We start from the raw sequence: 16,473 nt of genomic DNA, 5'->3' as shown, positions 1-16,473 counted from the left end.
CTCCCGGCCGTTGGGGAAGAACCCGCTCGACATCCGCTCGAGCTGGATGCGCAGGAGCATCACGACGTCGGGGAGCCCGGTGTCGATCGCCTCGTCCAGATCGAAGCGGATGGTCGCGGGCCAGTCCCTCGTGTCGACCGGCACGAGGGTCGGCGGTGCGACCAGGGTCACCTCGGCGCCCAGCGCCGTCAACAGCCAGACGTTCGAGCGCGCCACCCGCGAGTGCAGGACGTCGCCCACGATCGTGACCGCGACGCCGTCGAGGCTCTTGCCGCGGGACGCGGAGGCGCCGTGCAGGCGCCGGCGGATGGTGAACGCGTCCAGGAGCGCCTGGGTCGGGTGCTCGTGGGTCCCGTCACCGGCGTTGAGGATCGACGCGTCGATCCAGCCGCTCGCCGCCAGAACCGCGGGGGCTCCGGAGGCGCTGTGCCGGATGACCACGCCGTCGGCGCCCATCGCGGCGAGCGTCTGCGCGGTGTCCTTCAGGCTCTCGCCCTTGGAGACGCTGGAGCCCTTCGCGCTGAAGTTGATGACGTCGGCCGAGAGCCGCTTCGCCGCCGCCTCGAACGAGATCCGCGTGCGGGTGGAGTCCTCGAAGAAGAGATTGACCACGGTCTTCCCGCGCAGGGTCGGCAGCTTCTTGACCTCGCGGTTCTGCACGTCCGCCATGTCCTCGGCGATGTCGAGGAGTGCGATCGCGCTCGCGCGGTCGAGGTCCCGGGTCGAGAGCAGGTGCTTCACGGAGCCGTCTCCTCGCCGGTGGCCTGCGACTCGATCGCGACCAGGTCCTCACCGTCCGTCTCGACGAGCCGGACGTTGATCCGCTCGCTCAGGCTGCTCGGCAGGTTCTTGCCGACGAAGTCCGCCCGGATCGGGAGCTCGCGGTGTCCGCGGTCGACCAGCGCGGCCAGCCGCACGGCTCGCGGACGGCCGATGTCGCTGAGGGCGTCCAGGGCGGCGCGGATGGTGCGGCCCGAGAAGAGGACGTCGTCGACGAGGACCACGGTCCGGCCGTCGATGCTCGCGGGGACGGCGGTGCGCGCGGGGGTGCGGACCGGGTGCCGGGAGAGGTCGTCGCGGTACATGGTCACGTCGAGGGAGCCGGCGAAGACGGGGGGACCGTCCGGCTCGATCCGCGCGATCGTGTCGGCGATGCGCCTCGCGAGGGCGACGCCGCGCGTCGGGATGCCGAGGACGACCAGCGACTCGGGGCCGCGGTTCGACTCGAGGATCTCGTGGGCGATGCGCGTGAGCGCTCGCGTGATGTCAGCGCCGTTGAGCACGATTCGTGCCGTCACACCGACCTCCTTCCCCGCCTCACAGGACGGCTGTTAAAGGAAAAGCCGTGTCGAGTATAGGGGCCGTCGCGCGGCCCGCCGGACGGGCAGCCCGGTAACGACTTCGGCCCGCCCGATCACGGGGATCCGGCGGGCCGAGCAGGTCTCCGGGGCGGGTCAGGCCGTCGTGCGGGACTCCGCGACGGAGGCGAGGAGCCCGTTGATGAAGCCCGCCGAGTCGTCGGTCGACAGCGACGTGGCGGCCTCGACGGCCTCCGAGATGGCGACGCCGTCGGGCACCGCGTCGTTGTGCAGGATCTCCCACACCCCGATCCGGAGGATCGCGCGGTCGACCAGCGGCATGCGCGAGAGGGTCCAGCCCTGGGCGAGCCGGGCGATCAGCTCGTCGATCTCGTCGGCGTGGTCGATGACCCCGTCGACGATCTCACGGGCGTAGAGCCACGAGGCCTCACGGGCCGGCTCGTTCGCCGCCCGCTCGGCCTCGGCGCGCAGCGACTGGGCGAAGCTGATCTGCCGGACGTCGGCGTTGTAGAGGATGTCGAGGGCGCGCTTGCGCGCCTTCGTGCGAGCACTCACGGGAGGCCCGGCTCAGCTGACGCGGCCGAGGTAGTCGCCCGTGCGGGTGTCGACCTTGACCTTCGTGCCCTGCTCGAGGAAGAGCGGGACCTGGATCTGGTAGCCGGTCTCGACCGTCGCGGGCTTGGTACCGCCGGTCGAGCGGTCGCCCTGGAGGCCCGGCTCCGTGTACGTGATCTCGAGGACGACCGAGGCGGGGAGGTCGATGTAGAGCGGGTCGCCGTCGTGCAGGGCGAGGGTCACGTTCTGGTTCTCGAGCATGAAGTTCGCCGCGTCGCCGACGACCGCCTCGGGGACGGTGATCTGGTCGTAGTCGCTGGTGTCCATGAACACGAAGTCCGCGCCGTCGCGGTAGAGGTACTGGAAGTCGCGGCGGTCGACGTTGGCCGTGTCGATCTTGGCGCCCGCGTTGAAGGTCTTGTCGACGACCTTGCCCGTGAGGACGTTCTTCATCTTGGTGCGGACGAAGGCGCCGCCCTTGCCCGGCTTGACGTGCTGGAAGTCGATGACGTTCCAGAGCTGGCCGTCGATGCTGAGGACGGTGCCGTTCTTGATGTCGGTGGTAGAGGCCATGCGAAGGGGGATCCGTTTCGGTGGAAGTCTGCGCCGGCGAGCCCGGTACGCGGGCGCGGCGATATCGGCCGGTCCGGCTGACCCGTCGAGTGTAGTCGACGCGGCCCCGTCGGCAGAGGAGTCTGGACGCCGCATGCGAATCGCCCCAACGGCGCCGCCCGGGCTCAGCCGAGTCGGACCTACGATCCGATCTCCTGGTACGCCGCGAACAGCAGCGACGTCTCCGGCCCCTGCAGGATGCTCGGGCGGGCGATGTCGTCGAGGACCACGAAGCGGAGCATGCCCGCACGGGTCTTCTTGTCGCGCTGCATCGCGGCGAGGAGCGTCTCCCACCGTCCGAGCGGGTAGCTCGTCGGCAGGGTCAGCGACTCGAGGACCCGGCGCTGGCGGTCCACGACCGCGTCGCTGAGCGATCCGGTCAGGCGCGAGAGCTCGGCCGCGAACATCATCCCGACGGAGACGGCCGCGCCGTGGCGCCACTGGTAGCGCTCGGCGTGCTCGACCGCGTGCCCGAGGGTGTGCCCGTAGTTCAGGATCTCGCGCAGGCCCTTCTCGGTGAAGTCCTCGCCGACGACCCGCGCCTTGATCCCGATCGACAGTTCGACCAGGCTGCGGAACTCCTCCGACGTCGGGTCCGTGGCCAGGTCGATGTCGGACTCGATGATGTCGAGGATGCGCGGCTCGGCGATCATCCCGTACTTCACGATCTCGCCGAAGCCGGCCAGGATCTCGTTGCGCGGGAGGCTGGTCAGCACGTCGAGGTCGGCGACGACCGCCCGCGGCGCGTGGAAGGCGCCGACGAGGTTCTTGCCCTCGGCCGTGTTGATGCCGGTCTTCCCCCCGACGGCCGCGTCGACCATCCCGAGCACGGTGGTCGGCACCTGCACCAGGTCGACCCCGCGGAGCCAGGTGGCGGCGACGAAGCCGGCCAGGTCGGTGATCGCGCCGCCGCCGAAGCCGACGACCACATCCGTGCGGGTGAAGTCCGACTGCCCCATCACCTGCCAGCAGAAGGCCGCCACCTCCACGCGCTTCGCGGCCTCGGCGTCCGGGACCTCGGCGAGCAGCACCTCGTAGCGCTCGAGCAGGCTCTCGCGGATCTCGGCGGCGAGGACCGCGAGGGTCGGCGGGTGCACGATGAGCACCTTCGCGGCCCGGGGGCCGATCGCGTCGGCGAGGCCGTCGAGGAGTCCGCGCCCGACGTGGATGTCGTAGCCGTTCTCTCCGGCGACGGGGATGGCGGTGGTGCCGTCGTTCATGACTGTCTTCCGCTCGGGCGGCTCGTGGCCGCCGGGTCCGATGGTGCAGGGGTGGCGGAGGGGCGCTGCGCGCGCACCCACTCCGCGATCTCGGCGGCGATCAGGGTGATCGGCCGCCGGGAGGTGTCGACCACGGTGTCCGCGAGGGACTCGTAGACCGGGCGCCGCTCGTCGAAGATGCGGACCCAGTCGCCGACCCCGCCGCGCACCAGCGGGCGGGAGCCGGAGCCGAGCCGGTCGCGGACGGCCTCGGCCGTGGTGGTGAGGAGCACGACGGGCACGTCCGCGAGGTCGGCGCGCGTCGCGGGATCGAGCACCGCTCCCCCGCCGAGGCTCAGCACCACGTCGCGACGGACGGCGCGCTCGACGACACGGCGCTCCTCCCGGCGGAAGGCCGGCTCGCCGTGGGCGTCGAAGTAGGGGGCGATCGGGCCGTGGGTGCGCACGAACTCCGCGTCGGAGTCGACGAACCCGGCGCTCAGCGCCTTCGCGACCCGCTTGCCGATCGTCGTCTTGCCGGCGCCCATCGGGCCGATCAGGACGAGGCGGGCGCGGGCCGCGCCGGTATCGTGACCCGCCATCAGCGGGCCGCCGAGGACGCGGCCATCAGGCGAGCCCGAGACCCGGGTCGCTCGCGGCGGCCGTGCGGAGCTCGTCGGGGATGGCGGCGAGGTAGCCCTGCAGGTTGCGGCGGGTCTCGGTGACGCTGTCGCCGCCGAACTTCTCGAGCACGGCGTTCGCGAGCACCAGGGCGACCATCGCCTCCGCGACGACACCGGACGCCGGCACCGCGCAGACGTCGGAGCGCTGGTGGTGAGCGCCGGCTGCCTCGCCGGTGGCGACGTCGACGGTGCGCAGCGCGTGCGGCACGGTCGCGATCGGCTTCATGCCGGCGCGGACCCGCAGCACGGTCCCCGTGCTCATCCCGCCCTCGGTGCCGCCGGCCCGGTCGCTGGACCGGGAGATGCCGGCGGCGGACTGGAAGAGCTCGTCGTGCGCCTCCGAGCCGCGGCGGGTGGTGGTGAGGAAGCCGTCGCCGACCTCGACGCCCTTGATCGCCTGGATCCCCATCAGGGCCGCCGCGAGCTGGGAGTCGAGACGACGGTCCCAGTGCACGTAGGACCCGAGTCCGGGCGGGAGACCGTACGCGAGGACCTCGACCACGCCGCCGAGAGTGTCGCCGTCGTCGTGGGCGCGGTCCACCTCGGCGACCATGAGGGCGCTGGTCGCGGCGTCGTGGCAGCGCAGCGGATCCGCGTCCAGGGCGGCGACGTCGGCCGGGCCGGGCAGCGGCGAGCCCTCGGGCACGCGGACCGGCCCGATGGCGAGGGTGTGGCTGACGAGCGAGACGCCGAGCTCGCCGAGGAAGCGGCGGGCGACGGCGCCGAGGGCGACGCGGGCCGCGGTCTCGCGGGCGGAGGCGCGCTCGAGCACGTTGCGGGACTCGGGGAAGCCGTACTTCTGCATCCCGACGAGGTCGGCGTGGCCCGGGCGGGGCCGTGTGAGCGCGGCGCCGCGGCCCTTGGGCAGGCTCTCGGGGTCACGGGGCTCCGCCGACATGACGTCGACCCAGCGCGGCCACTCCGTGTTGCCGATGCGCAGGGCGATGGGGCTGCCCATCGTCGCTCCGTGCCGGACGCCGGAGGAGATCGTCAGCTCGTCCTGCTCGAAGTTCATCCGGGCTCCGCGGCCGTAGCCGAGCTTCCGGCGCGCCAGATCGGCGCGGATGTCGTCGAGGGAGACGGGGACGCCCGCCGGCAGTCCTTCGAGGACGGCGACGAGTTCGGGACCGTGGGATTCCCCGGCCGTGAGCCAACGGAGCATCCTCCGATTCTGGCACACGAGGTCAGTGCGCCGGACCCGCCGAGACGGCTCGGCGCATCGCCGCGAGCACCTCGTCCTCGCGATCGAGAGGCAGGACCGGGTCGCCGCCGACGAAGATCCGCACCTGCACGAGTGCCTGGTGGAGCAGCATCCCGAGCCCGGAGACGACCGGGGAGCCGCCCTGCTCCCAGCGCCGGGCGAGCGCGCTCGGCCACGGGGAGTACGCCACGTCGAACAGGGTTGAGCCCGCGACCGCCGCGTCGGGCACGTCGAGGCCGTCCGCCGCCCCGCCGGGGAGCGTCGAGATCACCAGTGGCGCTCCGGTGGACCAGTCGGCGAAGGAGCGGACCGAGAGCGGGACGCCGAGCGACTCCGCGAGCGGAGCGAGCTCGACGGCCCTCGACGCCGTCCGCAGGACGAGGTCGACCCGCGCCGCGCCGAGCTCGGCGGCGGCGGCCAGGGCGGAGGCGGCGGTCGCTCCCCCGCCGAGCACCTGGACGCGCTCCGCCGAGACGACGCCCGCCTCGGCGAGGGCGCGCACGATGCCCGCGACGTCGGTGTTGAACCCGCGGAGGCGGGGTGCCGGGCCGCAGCGGTCGACCAGCACGGTGTTGACCGCGCCGGTGACCCGGGCGACCGCGTCCTCCTCCGCCAGCAGCGGTCGCACCGCGTGCTTGAGCGGCATTGTCAGCGACAGTCCGTGCCAGGGCTCACCGGACACGACCTCGGAGAGGGTCGCCTCCGTCGTCTCGACGGCGCGGTAGCTCCAGTCGAGTCCGAGCACCCGGTAGGCGGCCGCGTGCAGCGCGGGCGACTTCGAGTGCGCGATCGGCGCGCCGAGGACCGCGAGGCGGTACCCGGCGGCCGTCACTGGTACTCCGGGTGGTCCCGCATCCAGGCCTGCCACTGGTCGACGGCCGCGTTGTGCTCGGCGTCGGTGGTGGAGTAGACCGTCTCGCCCGTCTCGAGGTTCACCGTGACGAAGTACATCCAGGTGCCGTCCGCGGGGTGCATGACCGCGTCGATCGCCACGTCGCCCGGGTTCGAGATCGGCGCGGGCGGCAGGCCGTCGCGCTGGTAGGTGTTGTAGACGTTGCCGGCGTCGTTCCGCTCGGCGTCCGTGGTCGAGACGCGGTCGGTCGCGCCGGTGCCGTACGCCACGGTCGCGTCCGACTGCAGGCGCCACCCCTGGTCGAGGCGGTTCTGGAACACGCGCGCGACCTTGGGGAAGTCCTCGGCGACGCGGGCCTCGCGCTGCACGAGGGACGCGAACACCACGACGCGGTAGCGGTCGTCCGCCGGCACGCCGGCCTGGTCGAGCGACTGGTACATCCGGTCGACCAGCGTCTTCAGGATGTCGTGCGCCGGCGTCGACGGGTCGATGTCGTAGGTCGCGGGGAACAGGAACCCCTCGAGGCTCGTCGCCCCGGCCGGGAGCCCGAACGAGCCCCAGTCGGCGGCGGCCGCCTCGAGGTCCGTCAGCGCGACCCCGGTGCCGTCCGCGATGAGCGGCAGCGCCTCCTTGAGCGCCGTCCCCTCGGGGATGACGAAGGTGTTCGCGAGGCGCGTCGACTCGGAGTCGAGCAGCGCCGACAGTGCGGCCTTGGCGCTCATCTCGGCCTTGAGCGAGTACGCGCCGGGCTGGAAGACGGGCTCCGGGCTCTGGGCGAGGAGCAGGTCGTAGAAGGGGTCGTACGACTTGATGACCCCGTCCGAGACGAGGTTGTTGGCGATGTCGCTGCCGCCGTCGCCCTGGTGGATCGTGAACAGCACCTCGCTCGAGCCGGTGCCGGTGAAGTCGGTCGGCTCGGGCTCGGCGAACAGGCCGCGCACGGGCTCGAGGAAGATCGTGACTGCGATGGCGACGAGCGCGGCGAAGACGCCGAAGGCCAGAAGCCCGCCGATGAGCCCGCGGCGGCTGCGGCGCTTCCTCGCGCCGCCCGTCGCGCGAGCCGCGCGGCGACGCTTCGGGCGCGCGTCCGGGTCGAACGCGGCCGCGTCGTCGCGGCCGCGGGGCTCGGGCACGTCGGGCCCGGTGAAGAGGCGGCCCAGCGGATCGTGCGCCTCAGTCGGCGCGGGCTGCTGCTCCGGAGTCGGGTCGGGCGGAGTCGGCTGCGCCTGCTCGGCGGCGCGGGCGTCGCGGCGGCTCGGGGGGACGTCGGTCACGGGGAGGTCCTTCGTTCGGTTCGAGCAGGACTCCGGCCGGGGTGCCGGCCGAGCGCTCGGAATCGATGGCGTGCTGCAGGATCACCACGGCGGCGACCTGGTCGATCACGGCTCGGGAGCCGCGGGTGGTGCGTCCGGAGCGGTGCAGGGCGCTCTGAGCGGTGACCGTCGACAGCCGCTCGTCGACGAGCCGCACCGGAGCGGTGGGCACCGCCTCGGCGAGCAGTCGAGCGAATCCGCGCGCGTCCTCCGTCGAGGCCGTCTCGGCCCCCGACAGCGACAACGGCAGTCCGACGATGATCGCCTGGGCATCGTACTCGGCGGCGAGGTGAGCGATCCGGGAGACGTCCGAGGATCCGCCGTCAGTGCCCGCCCGCGCGACCGTCTCGACGGGCACCGCGAGCAGGCCGTCGGCGTCGCAGCGGGCGACCCCGATGCGGGCACGGCCCACATCGATGCCGAGCCGGACGCCGAACCGGCTCATTCAGCTGGTCGCTTCCTGCACCACGGCCTCGAGCGCCGCGCCGATGGCGGAGACGTCGGAGCCGCCGCCCTGGGCGAGGTCGTCCTTGCCGCCTCCGCCGCCACCGAGGATCCCGGCGGCGCGCCTGGCGAGCGCACCCGCGCGGCGGCCCTGGTCGCGGGCGGCCTGGTTGGTGGCGACGATCACCGCGGGCTTGCCCGAGACGTCGGCGGCGAGCGCGACGACGGCCGGCTCCTGGCCGAGCCGCTCGCGGACGGAGGTCACGAGGGAGCGCAGCTCGTCGGTCGATCCGGCGGAGCCGATGCTCTCGGCGACGACGGTCGTGCCGCCCACGGTGCGGCGGGTCGCGGCGAGGGCGGGCACCCGGTCGGCGAGGGCCTTGGCCTCGAACGCGGCGATCCGCTTCTCAGCGGCCTTGAGGCTCGCGACGAGCTCGCCGATCCGCTCGGGGAGCTGCTCGCGCGGGGTCTTCAGCGAGGACGAGATCGTGCTGACGAGGGCGCGCTCGGCGGCGAGCTCCTGGAAGGCCTCGCGGCCCACGAGCGACTCGACGCGGCGGTTGGTCGATCCGACCGAGGACTCGCTGACCAGGCTGATCACGCCGACCTCGGACGACCGCCCGACGTGGGTGCCCGCGCAGAGCTCGCGCGACCAGGGCCCGCCGATGTCGACCACGCGGACGACGTCGCCGTACTTCTCGCCGAAGAGGGCCATCGCGCCGAGCGCCTTCGCCTCGTCGATCGGGAGCTCGCGCGTGACGACCTCGAGGTTGTCCCGGATCGCCGTGTTGGCGATCTCCTCGATCTCGCTGCGGGTCTCGAGCGAGAGGGCCTGGTTCCACGAGAAGTCCAGGCGCAGGTAGCCCGCCTTGTTGTAGGAGCCGGACTGGTGCGCCTGCGGACCGAGCACCTGGCGCAGCGCGGCGTGGATGAGGTGCGTGCCCGAGTGCGCCTGCGTGGCGCCCCGGCGCCAGTCGCGGTCGACGACGGAGGTGGCGGCGTCGCCCACTCCGACCTCGCCGCTGGCGACCTGGACCTTGTGGCTGATGAGCCCCTTGACGGGCTTCTGCACGTCGAGGACCTCGAGATCGAAGCCGGAGCCGACGATGCGGCCGGCGTCGGCCTCCTGGCCGCCCGACTCCGCGTAGAGGCTGGTCGCCTCGAGGATCACCTCGGCGATGTCGCCCGCGACCGCCTTCGTGACGGAGTGCCCGCCGACGATGAGGCCGAGGATGCGCGTCTCGGTGTCGAGCACGTCGTAGCCGGTGAACAGCGTCTCGCCGTGGGCGCGGAAGTCGGCGTAGACCGAGAGATCGGCCAGCGCCGACTTCTTCGACTTCGCGTCGGCCTTCGCACGCGTGCGCTGCGCGGTCATGAGGGAATCGAACGCCTCGCGGTCGACCGTCAGACCCGACTCCTCGGCGATCTCGAGGGTGAGGTCGATCGGGAACCCGAAGGTGTCGTGCAGGAGGAACGCGGTGTCGCCCGGCAGCGTCGGCGACTCGGCCTTCTTCGTCTTCAGGACCGCGAGGTCGAGGATCTCGGTGCCGGCCGCGAGGGTGCGCAGGAACGCCTCCTCCTCGCCGTAGGCGCTGGTCGAGAGGCGCTCGAACTCCGTGGACACCTCGGGGTAGGCCGACGCCATCGCGTCGCGCGAGGCGGCGAAGAGCTCGGGGAACGTCGCGGTGTCCACTCCGAGCAGGCGCATGGCGCGCACCGTGCGGCGCATCAGGCGGCGGAGGATGTAGCCGCGCCCCTCGTTGGACGGCGTCACGCCGTCCGACAGCAGCATCAGCGAGGAGCGCACGTGGTCGGCGATGACGCGCATGCGGACGTCGTCCTCGTGGACGGCTCCGTAGCGGCGGCCCGAGAGCTCGGCGGCGCGATCGAGGACCGGACGGACCTGGTCGATCTCGTACATGTTCTCGACGCCCTGCTTGAGGAAGGCGACGCGCTCGAGGCCCATGCCGGTGTCGATGTTCTTGCGCGGCAGCTCGCCGAGGATGTCGAAGTCGACCTTGCTCGTGCCCTCGCCGCGGAGGTACTGCATGAAGACGAGGTTCCAGATCTCGACGTAGCGGTCGTCGTCCGTCGCCGGGCCGCCGTCGATCCCGTAGGCGGGGCCGCGGTCGAAGAAGATCTCGGAGCAGGGGCCCGCGGGGCCGGGCTGGCCGGTCGACCAGTAGTTGGTGTCCTTGTCCAGGCGCTGGATGCGCTCGTCCGGCAGTCCCGCGATCGTCTTCCAGAGCGCGATCGCCTCGTCGTCGTCCTTGTAGACGGTGACCCAGAGGTCCTTCTCGTCGAAGCCCAGTCCCCCGTCGCTCTCGGCGCCGGTGAGCAGCTCCCAGGCGTAGCCGATCGCCCCCTCCTTGAAGTAGTCGCCGAAGGAGAAGTTGCCGTTCATCTGGAAGAAGGTGCCGTGACGAGGCGTCTTGCCGACCTCCTCGATGTCGTTGGTGCGGATGCACTTCTGCACGCTGGTGGCACGCGGGTAGGGCGCGGGGACCACTCCGGTGAGGTAGGGCACGAACGGCACCATGCCGGCGACGGTGAAGAGGAGGCTCGGGTCCTCGCTCACGAGGGAGGCGGAGGGGACCACGGTGTGGCCGCGGCTCCCGAAGAAGTCGAGCCAGCGGTTGCGGATGTCTGCGGTCTGCATGGGTTCCGTTACGGTTCGGTCGGTGACGACGCGGATGTCGGGCGGCGGGGCGTCAGCCCTCGCCGATGGCGGCCTTCAGTTCGGCCTCGCGCTGGTGGTAGCCCTCGGAGACGGCCTCGCCGAGCTCCTTCGCGGTGCGGTTGATGTCGGCGAAGAGCCGGGCGCCCGCCTCGGTGCGCGAGACCTGGTGGGCGACCGCGAATCCGAGGCCGATCCCGATGACGATCAGGAGGATGTTCTTCACGGGGTGTCCTTCCACAGCGGCGGGGCGGGCGCGACGGCGCGACGACCCGTTCGATTCTAGGGCGCGGGCGCGGCGCTACTTCGAGCGCGGGCGCTTCGTGCGCTTCGCGGCGGAGCGGCCGACCGCGGCTCCGGCCTTGTCGGCCGTCCGTCCGGCGACGAGCACGGCGCGGACTCCGGCGGTGAAGCCGGCGAGCTTGATGAGCGGACCGCCGACGGTCGCGGCCGTGAGGGCGACGAGCGCGTTGACGTTGCCGGTGACCTCGGCGACGTCCTTGGTGATCGTGTCCACCCGCGCGAGCTGGTGGTTGGCCTCGCGGAGGGTGGAGGCCGACTCGTCGAGGATCGGCGTCAGTCCGTCGCTGGCCTGCTTGATGGCCTCGCTCGTGCTGTCGAAGACGCGTCCGAGCTTCCAGAGCGGGACGGCGGTGATCGCCACCAGGATCGCGAACACCCCCGCGGCGATGAGCCCTGCGATGTCTCCACCGGTCACGGTGACCTCCGTTCGATGCCGCCCAGCGCGGCACTCCAGCCTACCGACGGGCCGCGAGAGGGTCGGACGCGGGGACGGGCGCTCGGCTCGGGCGCGACGGCCGGATCGGGCGCAGCGCGGGACTCTCGGAGCGCGGCGGGCACTCCGGATCGCGACCCCGGGAACGGGAAAGGCCCCGGTGCAGACACCGGGGCCTTTCTCTGCGGGGCTGGACTCAGCGGGCCGCGTAGTACTCGACGACGAGCTGCACTTCGCAGGTCACGGGGACCTCGGCGCGCTTCGGGCGGCGCAGGAGCGTCGCCTGCAGCTTGTCGATCTCGACCTCGAGGTAGCCCGGGGTCTTGGGGAGGACGTCGACGTGTCCACCGGCGGCGGCGACCTGGAAGGGCTCGGTGCCCTCGGAGCGGGTCTTGACGTGGATGACCTGGCCCGGCTTCACGCGGAAGGAGGGGCGGTCGACCGTCTTGCCGTCCACCATGATGTGGCGGTGGGTGACGAACTGGCGGGCCTGCGCGGTGGTACGGGCGAAGCCCGAGCGCAGGACGAGGGCGTCGAGGCGCATCTCGAGGAGCTCGACCAGGTTCTCACCGGTCAGGCCCTGGGTGCGGCGCGCCTCCTGGAAGGCGATGCGGAGCTGCTTCTCGCGGATGCCGTACTGGGCGCGCAGACGCTGCTTCTCACGCAGGCGGACCGCGTAGTCGGAGTCGGCCTTGCGCTTCGAGCGGCCGTGCTCGCCGGGAGCGTAGGGACGCTTCTCGAGGTAGCGGGCGGCCTTCGGGGTCAGGGGGATGCCGAGGGCGCGCGAGAGGCGCGTCTTCGAGCGGGTACGGGACGTGGTCGACACAGTGGTCCTTCCAAGGTCTGAGAGGTTCGGTCGCAGCTCTCGACCGCCGGCTCCGGGAGGAGGGCGGACGCCGCGGTCGTGTCCTCCGCGGGTGCGGGGGAAGGGTGACCGCAGTGGCGGGCTGCGCGATTCAGAGGGATGCGCTGCTCCGCTCGGCTACAGAGCGGTGGGCAACCTCGCAAGACTATCAGGCCACGGCCTCCCGTGCGGGTCGCGCGAGTTCGCGGTCGGCGCGGTCAGCCCCGGTCGCCGCGGATGATGCGCAGGAGCTTCGCCAGTCGTGCGGAGACGTCGCGCTCGTTGCCGTGCTCGGTGGGCCGGTAGTACCGCGCGCCCTGGAGCGGGTCCGGGAGGTACTGCTGCTCGAGGACGCCGAGGTCGGCGTCGTGCGGGTACCGGTAGCCCTTCCCGTGGCCGAGCTTCTTGGCGCCGGGGTAGTGCGCGTCGCGCAGGTGCGCCGGCACCCGACCCGCGCGGCCCGCGCGCACGTCCGCGATGGCCGCGTCGATGGCGGAGTAGGACGCGTTCGACTTCGGGGCGGTCGCCAGGTGCACGACCGCCTGGGCGAGCGGGATGCGCCCCTCCGGCATGCCGATGAACTGCACGGCGTCGGCCGCGGCGATCGCGACGACGAGCGCCTGCGGGTCGGCCATGCCGATGTCCTCGGACGCGGAGACGATGATGCGGCGGGCGATGAACCGCGGATCCTCCCCCGCCTCGATCATCCGGGCCAGGTAGTGCAGCGCCGCGTCGACGTCCGAGCCCCGGATGGACTTGATGAAGGCGCTGATGACGTCGTAGTGCTCGTCGCCGTTGCGGTCGTAGCGCAGCAGGGCGCGGTCGACGGCGCGCGCGACGACCTCGGTCGTGATCACGGGGAGCGCGGGCTCCTCGGCGGCGGCCTCGACGGGAGCGCCCTCGTCGTCCTCGTCCTCCTCGTCCGGGTCCTCCGCGGCGGCGGCGCGGGCGACCCGGTCGGCCTCGCGGGCCTCCGAGCGGGCGGAGGTGGCGGCGGCCTCGAGCGCGGTCAGCGCCCGCCGGGCGTCTCCGGAGGCGAGCCGCACGATGCTCGCCCGGGCCTCCTCCTCCAGCGTCACCGAGTCGCGCAGACCCCGCTCGTCGTGCAGGGCGCGGTCGACCAGGACGCCCAGGTCGTCGTCGCTGAGCGGCTCGAGGGTCAGCAGGAGCGAGCGCGAGAGCAGCGGCGCGATCACCGAGAACGAGGGGTTCTCGGTCGTGGCCGCGATGAGGATGACCCACCCGTTCTCGACCCCGGGCAGCAGTGCGTCCTGCTGCGCCTTGGTGAAGCGGTGGATCTCGTCGAGGAAGAGCACGGTGGACGTGCCGTAGAGGTCGCGGGTGGAGAGTGCCTCCTCCATCACCTGCCGCACGTCCTTCACGCCCGCCGTGACGGCGGAGAGCTCGACGAAGCGGCGGCCGCTGGAGTGGGCCACCGCCTGCGCGAGCGTGGTCTTGCCCGTGCCTGGAGGGCCCCAGAGGATCACGGACACCGCTCCCCGCTCCCCCGTCGTGTCGGCGGCGAGGGCGACCAGGGGCGAGCCGGGCGTCAGGAGGTGGCGCTGGCCGGCGACCTCCTCGAGGCTGCGCGGCCGCATCCGCACGGCGAGCGGAGTCGCCCCGGAGCGGAGTCCGGCCTGCTGCATGGTCATGCCCCCAGCGTAACGACGGCCTCCGACAGAGCCCCGGCCCGACTGCCCGGCGCGACGGAGCGGCGTTTGTCGCGCCTCCGGCGGTTCTCGTAGGCTCGACGCGGCCTGCGTGCGCGGGCCGCCGCGCCGAAGCCGCGCGGACGAGGACGTCGGAGGAACACGTGGCCCAGGGCAAGTCGAACGACCGCGAGGCGCGCACCCGGCTCCGGGCCTACCAGGCCCGTCAGAGCCTCCACCGCTCGAGGCAGAAGCGGCGCGTGCGCGACAACGTGATCGCGGCGATCGCCGCCGTCGTCGTGATCGGGCTCGCGGTCGTCGCCCAGATCCTCTACTTCTCCGGCGGCCCCGGCACCCCGGTCGCCGAGCCGACCTCCTCCTCCTCCGCGACCCCGACGCCCGAGGCGACGGGGTCGAACACCGGCGACGTCCCCTCCTCCGACATCGCCGAGGGCCGCGACTGGACGGGCACGCTCACGATCGGCGAGGACCCGCTGGGCATCACGCTCGCCGGCGCCGCTGCCCCGCAGGCGGTGTCCTCCTTCATCTCGCTGACGCAGTCCGGCTTCTACGACGGCGTCTCCTGCCACCGCCTCACCACGGAGGGCCTCTACGTCCTCCAGTGCGGCGACCCGGACGGCGACGGCACCGGCGGCCCCGGCTACAGCTACGGCCCCGTCGAGAACGCGCCCGAGGACGGCGTCTACCCGGCCGGGACCATCGCGATGGCCCGCCAGGGCGGCAACGGCTACAGCCAGGGAAGCCAGTTCTTCGTCGTCTACCAGGACACGACCCTGCCCGCCGACGCGGCCGGCGGGTACACCGTGCTCGGGCAGGTCACCTCGGGACTCGACGCCCTCGTCAGCGACGTCGTGTCGAAGGGCACGGCCGACGGATCGGGTGACGGCGCCCCCGCTGAGCCCGTGTCCATCACCTCCGTCTCCGTCCAGTAGCCGCACCCGCGGCGTCGTCACGGTCCGCCCGCGCGGGGAGTGCAATAGGCTTGTCGTCACTGCCCGTTCGCGGCCGAGCGCGGTCTTCGGCCCTCCGGCCGTCGAGCCCCACCGGCCGACGACGCGACGGGCACCGAGAAGCACGACATCGAACAGCAAGGTGAGGCTCCGAGCGATGAGTGACCAGCAGCCGTGGGGACGGGTCGGCGACGACGGGACGGTCTACGTCCGCGTCGGCGACGGGGAGCGAGAGGTCGGCCAGTACCCCGATGCGACTCCCGAGGAGGCGCTCGCCTACTACGAGCGCAAGTACACGGAGCTCGCCGGGCAGGTCTCCCTGCTCGAGCAGCGCGCCAAGCGGGGCGCACCCGCCGGAGACGTCGCCCGGACGGTGCAGTCGCTGTCCGCGGCCATCGCGCAGGCCAACGCGGTCGGCGACCTCGAGTCGCTGCAGACCCGGGTCGACGCGCTGAGCGGTTCCGTCGAGGATCTGACCGAGCAGCAGGCGGCCGAGTCGAAGGCCGCGCTGTCCGAGGCCCTCGCCTACCGCGAGGCGATCGTCGCCGAGGCCGAGGCCCTGGCGGCGGTCGACCCGGCGAAGACGCAGTGGAAGCAGGCCAGCGCCGCGATCGACGACCTCTTCGCCCGCTGGCAGAACCACCAGCAGCAGGGCCCGCGCCTGCCCAAGAACGACGCGAACGAGCTGTGGCGCCGGTTCCGCGGTGCGCGCACCACGATCGAGCAGAACCGCAAGGCGTTCTTCGCCGACCTCGACTCCGCGCACCGCGAGGCCAAGCAGGCCAAGCAGGCGCTCATCGATCAGGCCGAGGCGCTGGTGCCCCAGGGCGCCGACGCCATCCCGGACTACCGCGCGCTCCTCGAGCGCTGGCGGGTCGCCGGCCGTGCCGGCAAGCGGTTCGACGACGCGCTCTGGGCGCGCTTCAAGGCCGCCGGCGACGCGATCTACGGCGCCAAGGCCGAGATCGTCGCGCAGGAGAGCGTCGAGTACACCGAGAACCTCGACCTCAAGCTCGCCCTCCTCGAGGAGGCGGAGCCGCTCCTGCAGGAGCAGGACCGCGAGAAGGCCAAGCGGGTGCTGCTCTCGATCCAGGAGCGCTGGGACGCCGTCGGCCGCGTGCCGCGCGAGCAGGTGCGCACCGTCGAGGACCGCCTCCGCAAGGTCGAGGCGCACGTCCGCAAGCTCGACGAGGAGCACTGGAACCGCAGCAACCCGGAGCGCAAGGCCCGCTCCGAGGGTCTCGCCTCGCAGTTGACCGCCGCGATCCAGAAGCTCCAGGACGAGCTCGACGAGGCGAAGGCGCGCGGCGACCGCGACGCGATCGCCCAGGCTCAGGAGGCGCTCGACGCCCGCAAGGTCTGGCTCGACGCGATCGGCTAGACCCGCGCCGGCGGATCCCTCCACAGATCCGCTCGC

Annotated in this window: 16 protein-coding genes and 1 pseudogene; 2 read left to right on the top strand and 15 right to left on the bottom strand. The window is 72.6% G+C overall.

Translation table 11 applies throughout. The features are described from left to right. From C5C50_RS09185 to C5C50_RS09115, 15 genes and pseudogenes are all read right to left on the bottom strand, one after another. Window positions 1-741, bottom strand: a 741-nt coding sequence (locus tag C5C50_RS09185; RefSeq protein ID WP_104273295.1) for an aspartate carbamoyltransferase catalytic subunit, incomplete at its 3' end; no start/stop codon positions are given. Then, a complete protein-coding gene (gene pyrR, locus C5C50_RS09180) occupies window positions 738-1,298 on the bottom strand; it encodes a bifunctional pyr operon transcriptional regulator/uracil phosphoribosyltransferase PyrR (protein ID WP_104273294.1) in 561 nt (186 codons plus the stop codon). The genes pyrR and C5C50_RS09185, both read right to left, overlap by 4 nt. 156 nt (window positions 1,299-1,454) lie before the next feature. Next, window positions 1,455-1,874, bottom strand: a complete 420-nt coding sequence (nusB, locus tag C5C50_RS09175; RefSeq protein ID WP_104224751.1) for a transcription antitermination factor NusB — start codon at window positions 1,872-1,874, stop codon at window positions 1,455-1,457. A 12-nt stretch (window positions 1,875-1,886) separates the two neighbouring features. Beyond that, window positions 1,887-2,447 (bottom strand): elongation factor P, encoded by a 561-nt coding sequence (gene efp, locus C5C50_RS09170; RefSeq protein WP_068210208.1) that lies wholly within the window; start codon window positions 2,445-2,447, stop codon window positions 1,887-1,889. Window positions 2,448-2,626: 179 nt separating this feature from the next. Then, window positions 2,627-3,706, bottom strand: a complete 1,080-nt coding sequence (aroB, locus tag C5C50_RS09165; RefSeq protein WP_104224752.1) for a 3-dehydroquinate synthase — start codon at window positions 3,704-3,706, stop codon at window positions 2,627-2,629. Further along, window positions 3,703-4,287: a shikimate kinase gene (locus C5C50_RS09160; RefSeq protein ID WP_104225325.1), complete on the bottom strand. Its 585-nt coding sequence runs from the start codon at window positions 4,285-4,287 to the stop codon at window positions 3,703-3,705. The genes aroB and C5C50_RS09160 overlap by 4 nt, the downstream gene beginning before the upstream one ends. Before the next feature lie 25 nt (window positions 4,288-4,312). Beyond that, window positions 4,313-5,530 (bottom strand): chorismate synthase, encoded by a 1,218-nt coding sequence (gene aroC / locus C5C50_RS09155; protein WP_104246778.1) that lies wholly within the window; start codon window positions 5,528-5,530, stop codon window positions 4,313-4,315. Window positions 5,531-5,552: 22 nt separating this feature from the next. After that, a complete protein-coding gene (locus C5C50_RS09150; protein WP_258067718.1) occupies window positions 5,553-6,401 on the bottom strand; it encodes a shikimate dehydrogenase in 849 nt (282 codons plus the stop codon). Beyond that, entirely contained in the window at window positions 6,398-7,696 is a 1,299-nt protein-coding gene (gene mltG / locus C5C50_RS09145; protein WP_104225327.1) for an endolytic transglycosylase MltG, read from the bottom strand. Before mltG ends, C5C50_RS09150 begins: the two co-directional genes overlap by 4 nt. 10 nt (window positions 7,697-7,706) lie before the next feature. Then, window positions 7,707-8,180, bottom strand: a pseudogene (ruvX, locus tag C5C50_RS09140) (Holliday junction resolvase RuvX); the annotation flags it as partial. Continuing rightward, entirely contained in the window at window positions 8,181-10,838 is a 2,658-nt protein-coding gene (gene alaS, locus C5C50_RS09135) for an alanine--tRNA ligase (RefSeq protein ID WP_104261517.1), read from the bottom strand. A gap of 52 nt (window positions 10,839-10,890) precedes the next feature. Then, a complete protein-coding gene (locus C5C50_RS09130; protein ID WP_104225329.1) occupies window positions 10,891-11,082 on the bottom strand; it encodes a hypothetical protein in 192 nt (63 codons plus the stop codon). Between the two features lie 75 nt (window positions 11,083-11,157). Beyond that, window positions 11,158-11,574: a DUF948 domain-containing protein gene (locus C5C50_RS09125; protein WP_104224759.1), complete on the bottom strand. Its 417-nt coding sequence runs from the start codon at window positions 11,572-11,574 to the stop codon at window positions 11,158-11,160. Window positions 11,575-11,788: 214 nt separating this feature from the next. Further along, a complete protein-coding gene (gene rpsD, locus C5C50_RS09120) occupies window positions 11,789-12,418 on the bottom strand; it encodes a 30S ribosomal protein S4 (RefSeq protein WP_068210518.1) in 630 nt (209 codons plus the stop codon). A 236-nt stretch (window positions 12,419-12,654) separates the two neighbouring features. Then, the gene (locus C5C50_RS09115; protein ID WP_104225330.1) at window positions 12,655-14,088 is read right to left on the bottom strand and encodes a replication-associated recombination protein A; all 1,434 of its coding nucleotides are present in this window, start codon (window positions 14,086-14,088) and stop codon (window positions 12,655-12,657) included. Between the two features lie 161 nt (window positions 14,089-14,249). On the opposite strand from C5C50_RS09115, the gene C5C50_RS09110 reads away from it, so the two are divergent. Both C5C50_RS09110 and C5C50_RS09105 read left to right on the top strand, forming a co-directional pair. Then, a complete protein-coding gene (locus tag C5C50_RS09110; RefSeq protein WP_104273293.1) occupies window positions 14,250-15,038 on the top strand; it encodes a peptidylprolyl isomerase in 789 nt (262 codons plus the stop codon). Window positions 15,039-15,213: 175 nt separating this feature from the next. Continuing rightward, window positions 15,214-16,437 (top strand): DUF349 domain-containing protein, encoded by a 1,224-nt coding sequence (locus tag C5C50_RS09105; protein WP_104224762.1) that lies wholly within the window; start codon window positions 15,214-15,216, stop codon window positions 16,435-16,437. Window positions 16,438-16,473 lie beyond the last annotated feature (36 nt).

The sequence above is a fragment of the Rathayibacter sp. AY1D9 genome (assembly GCF_002932395.1).
Taxonomy (GTDB): domain Bacteria; phylum Actinomycetota; class Actinomycetes; order Actinomycetales; family Microbacteriaceae; genus Rathayibacter.
Note: the sequence above shows the minus strand (reverse complement) of the source record. Positions and strands in the feature narration are given on the sequence as shown.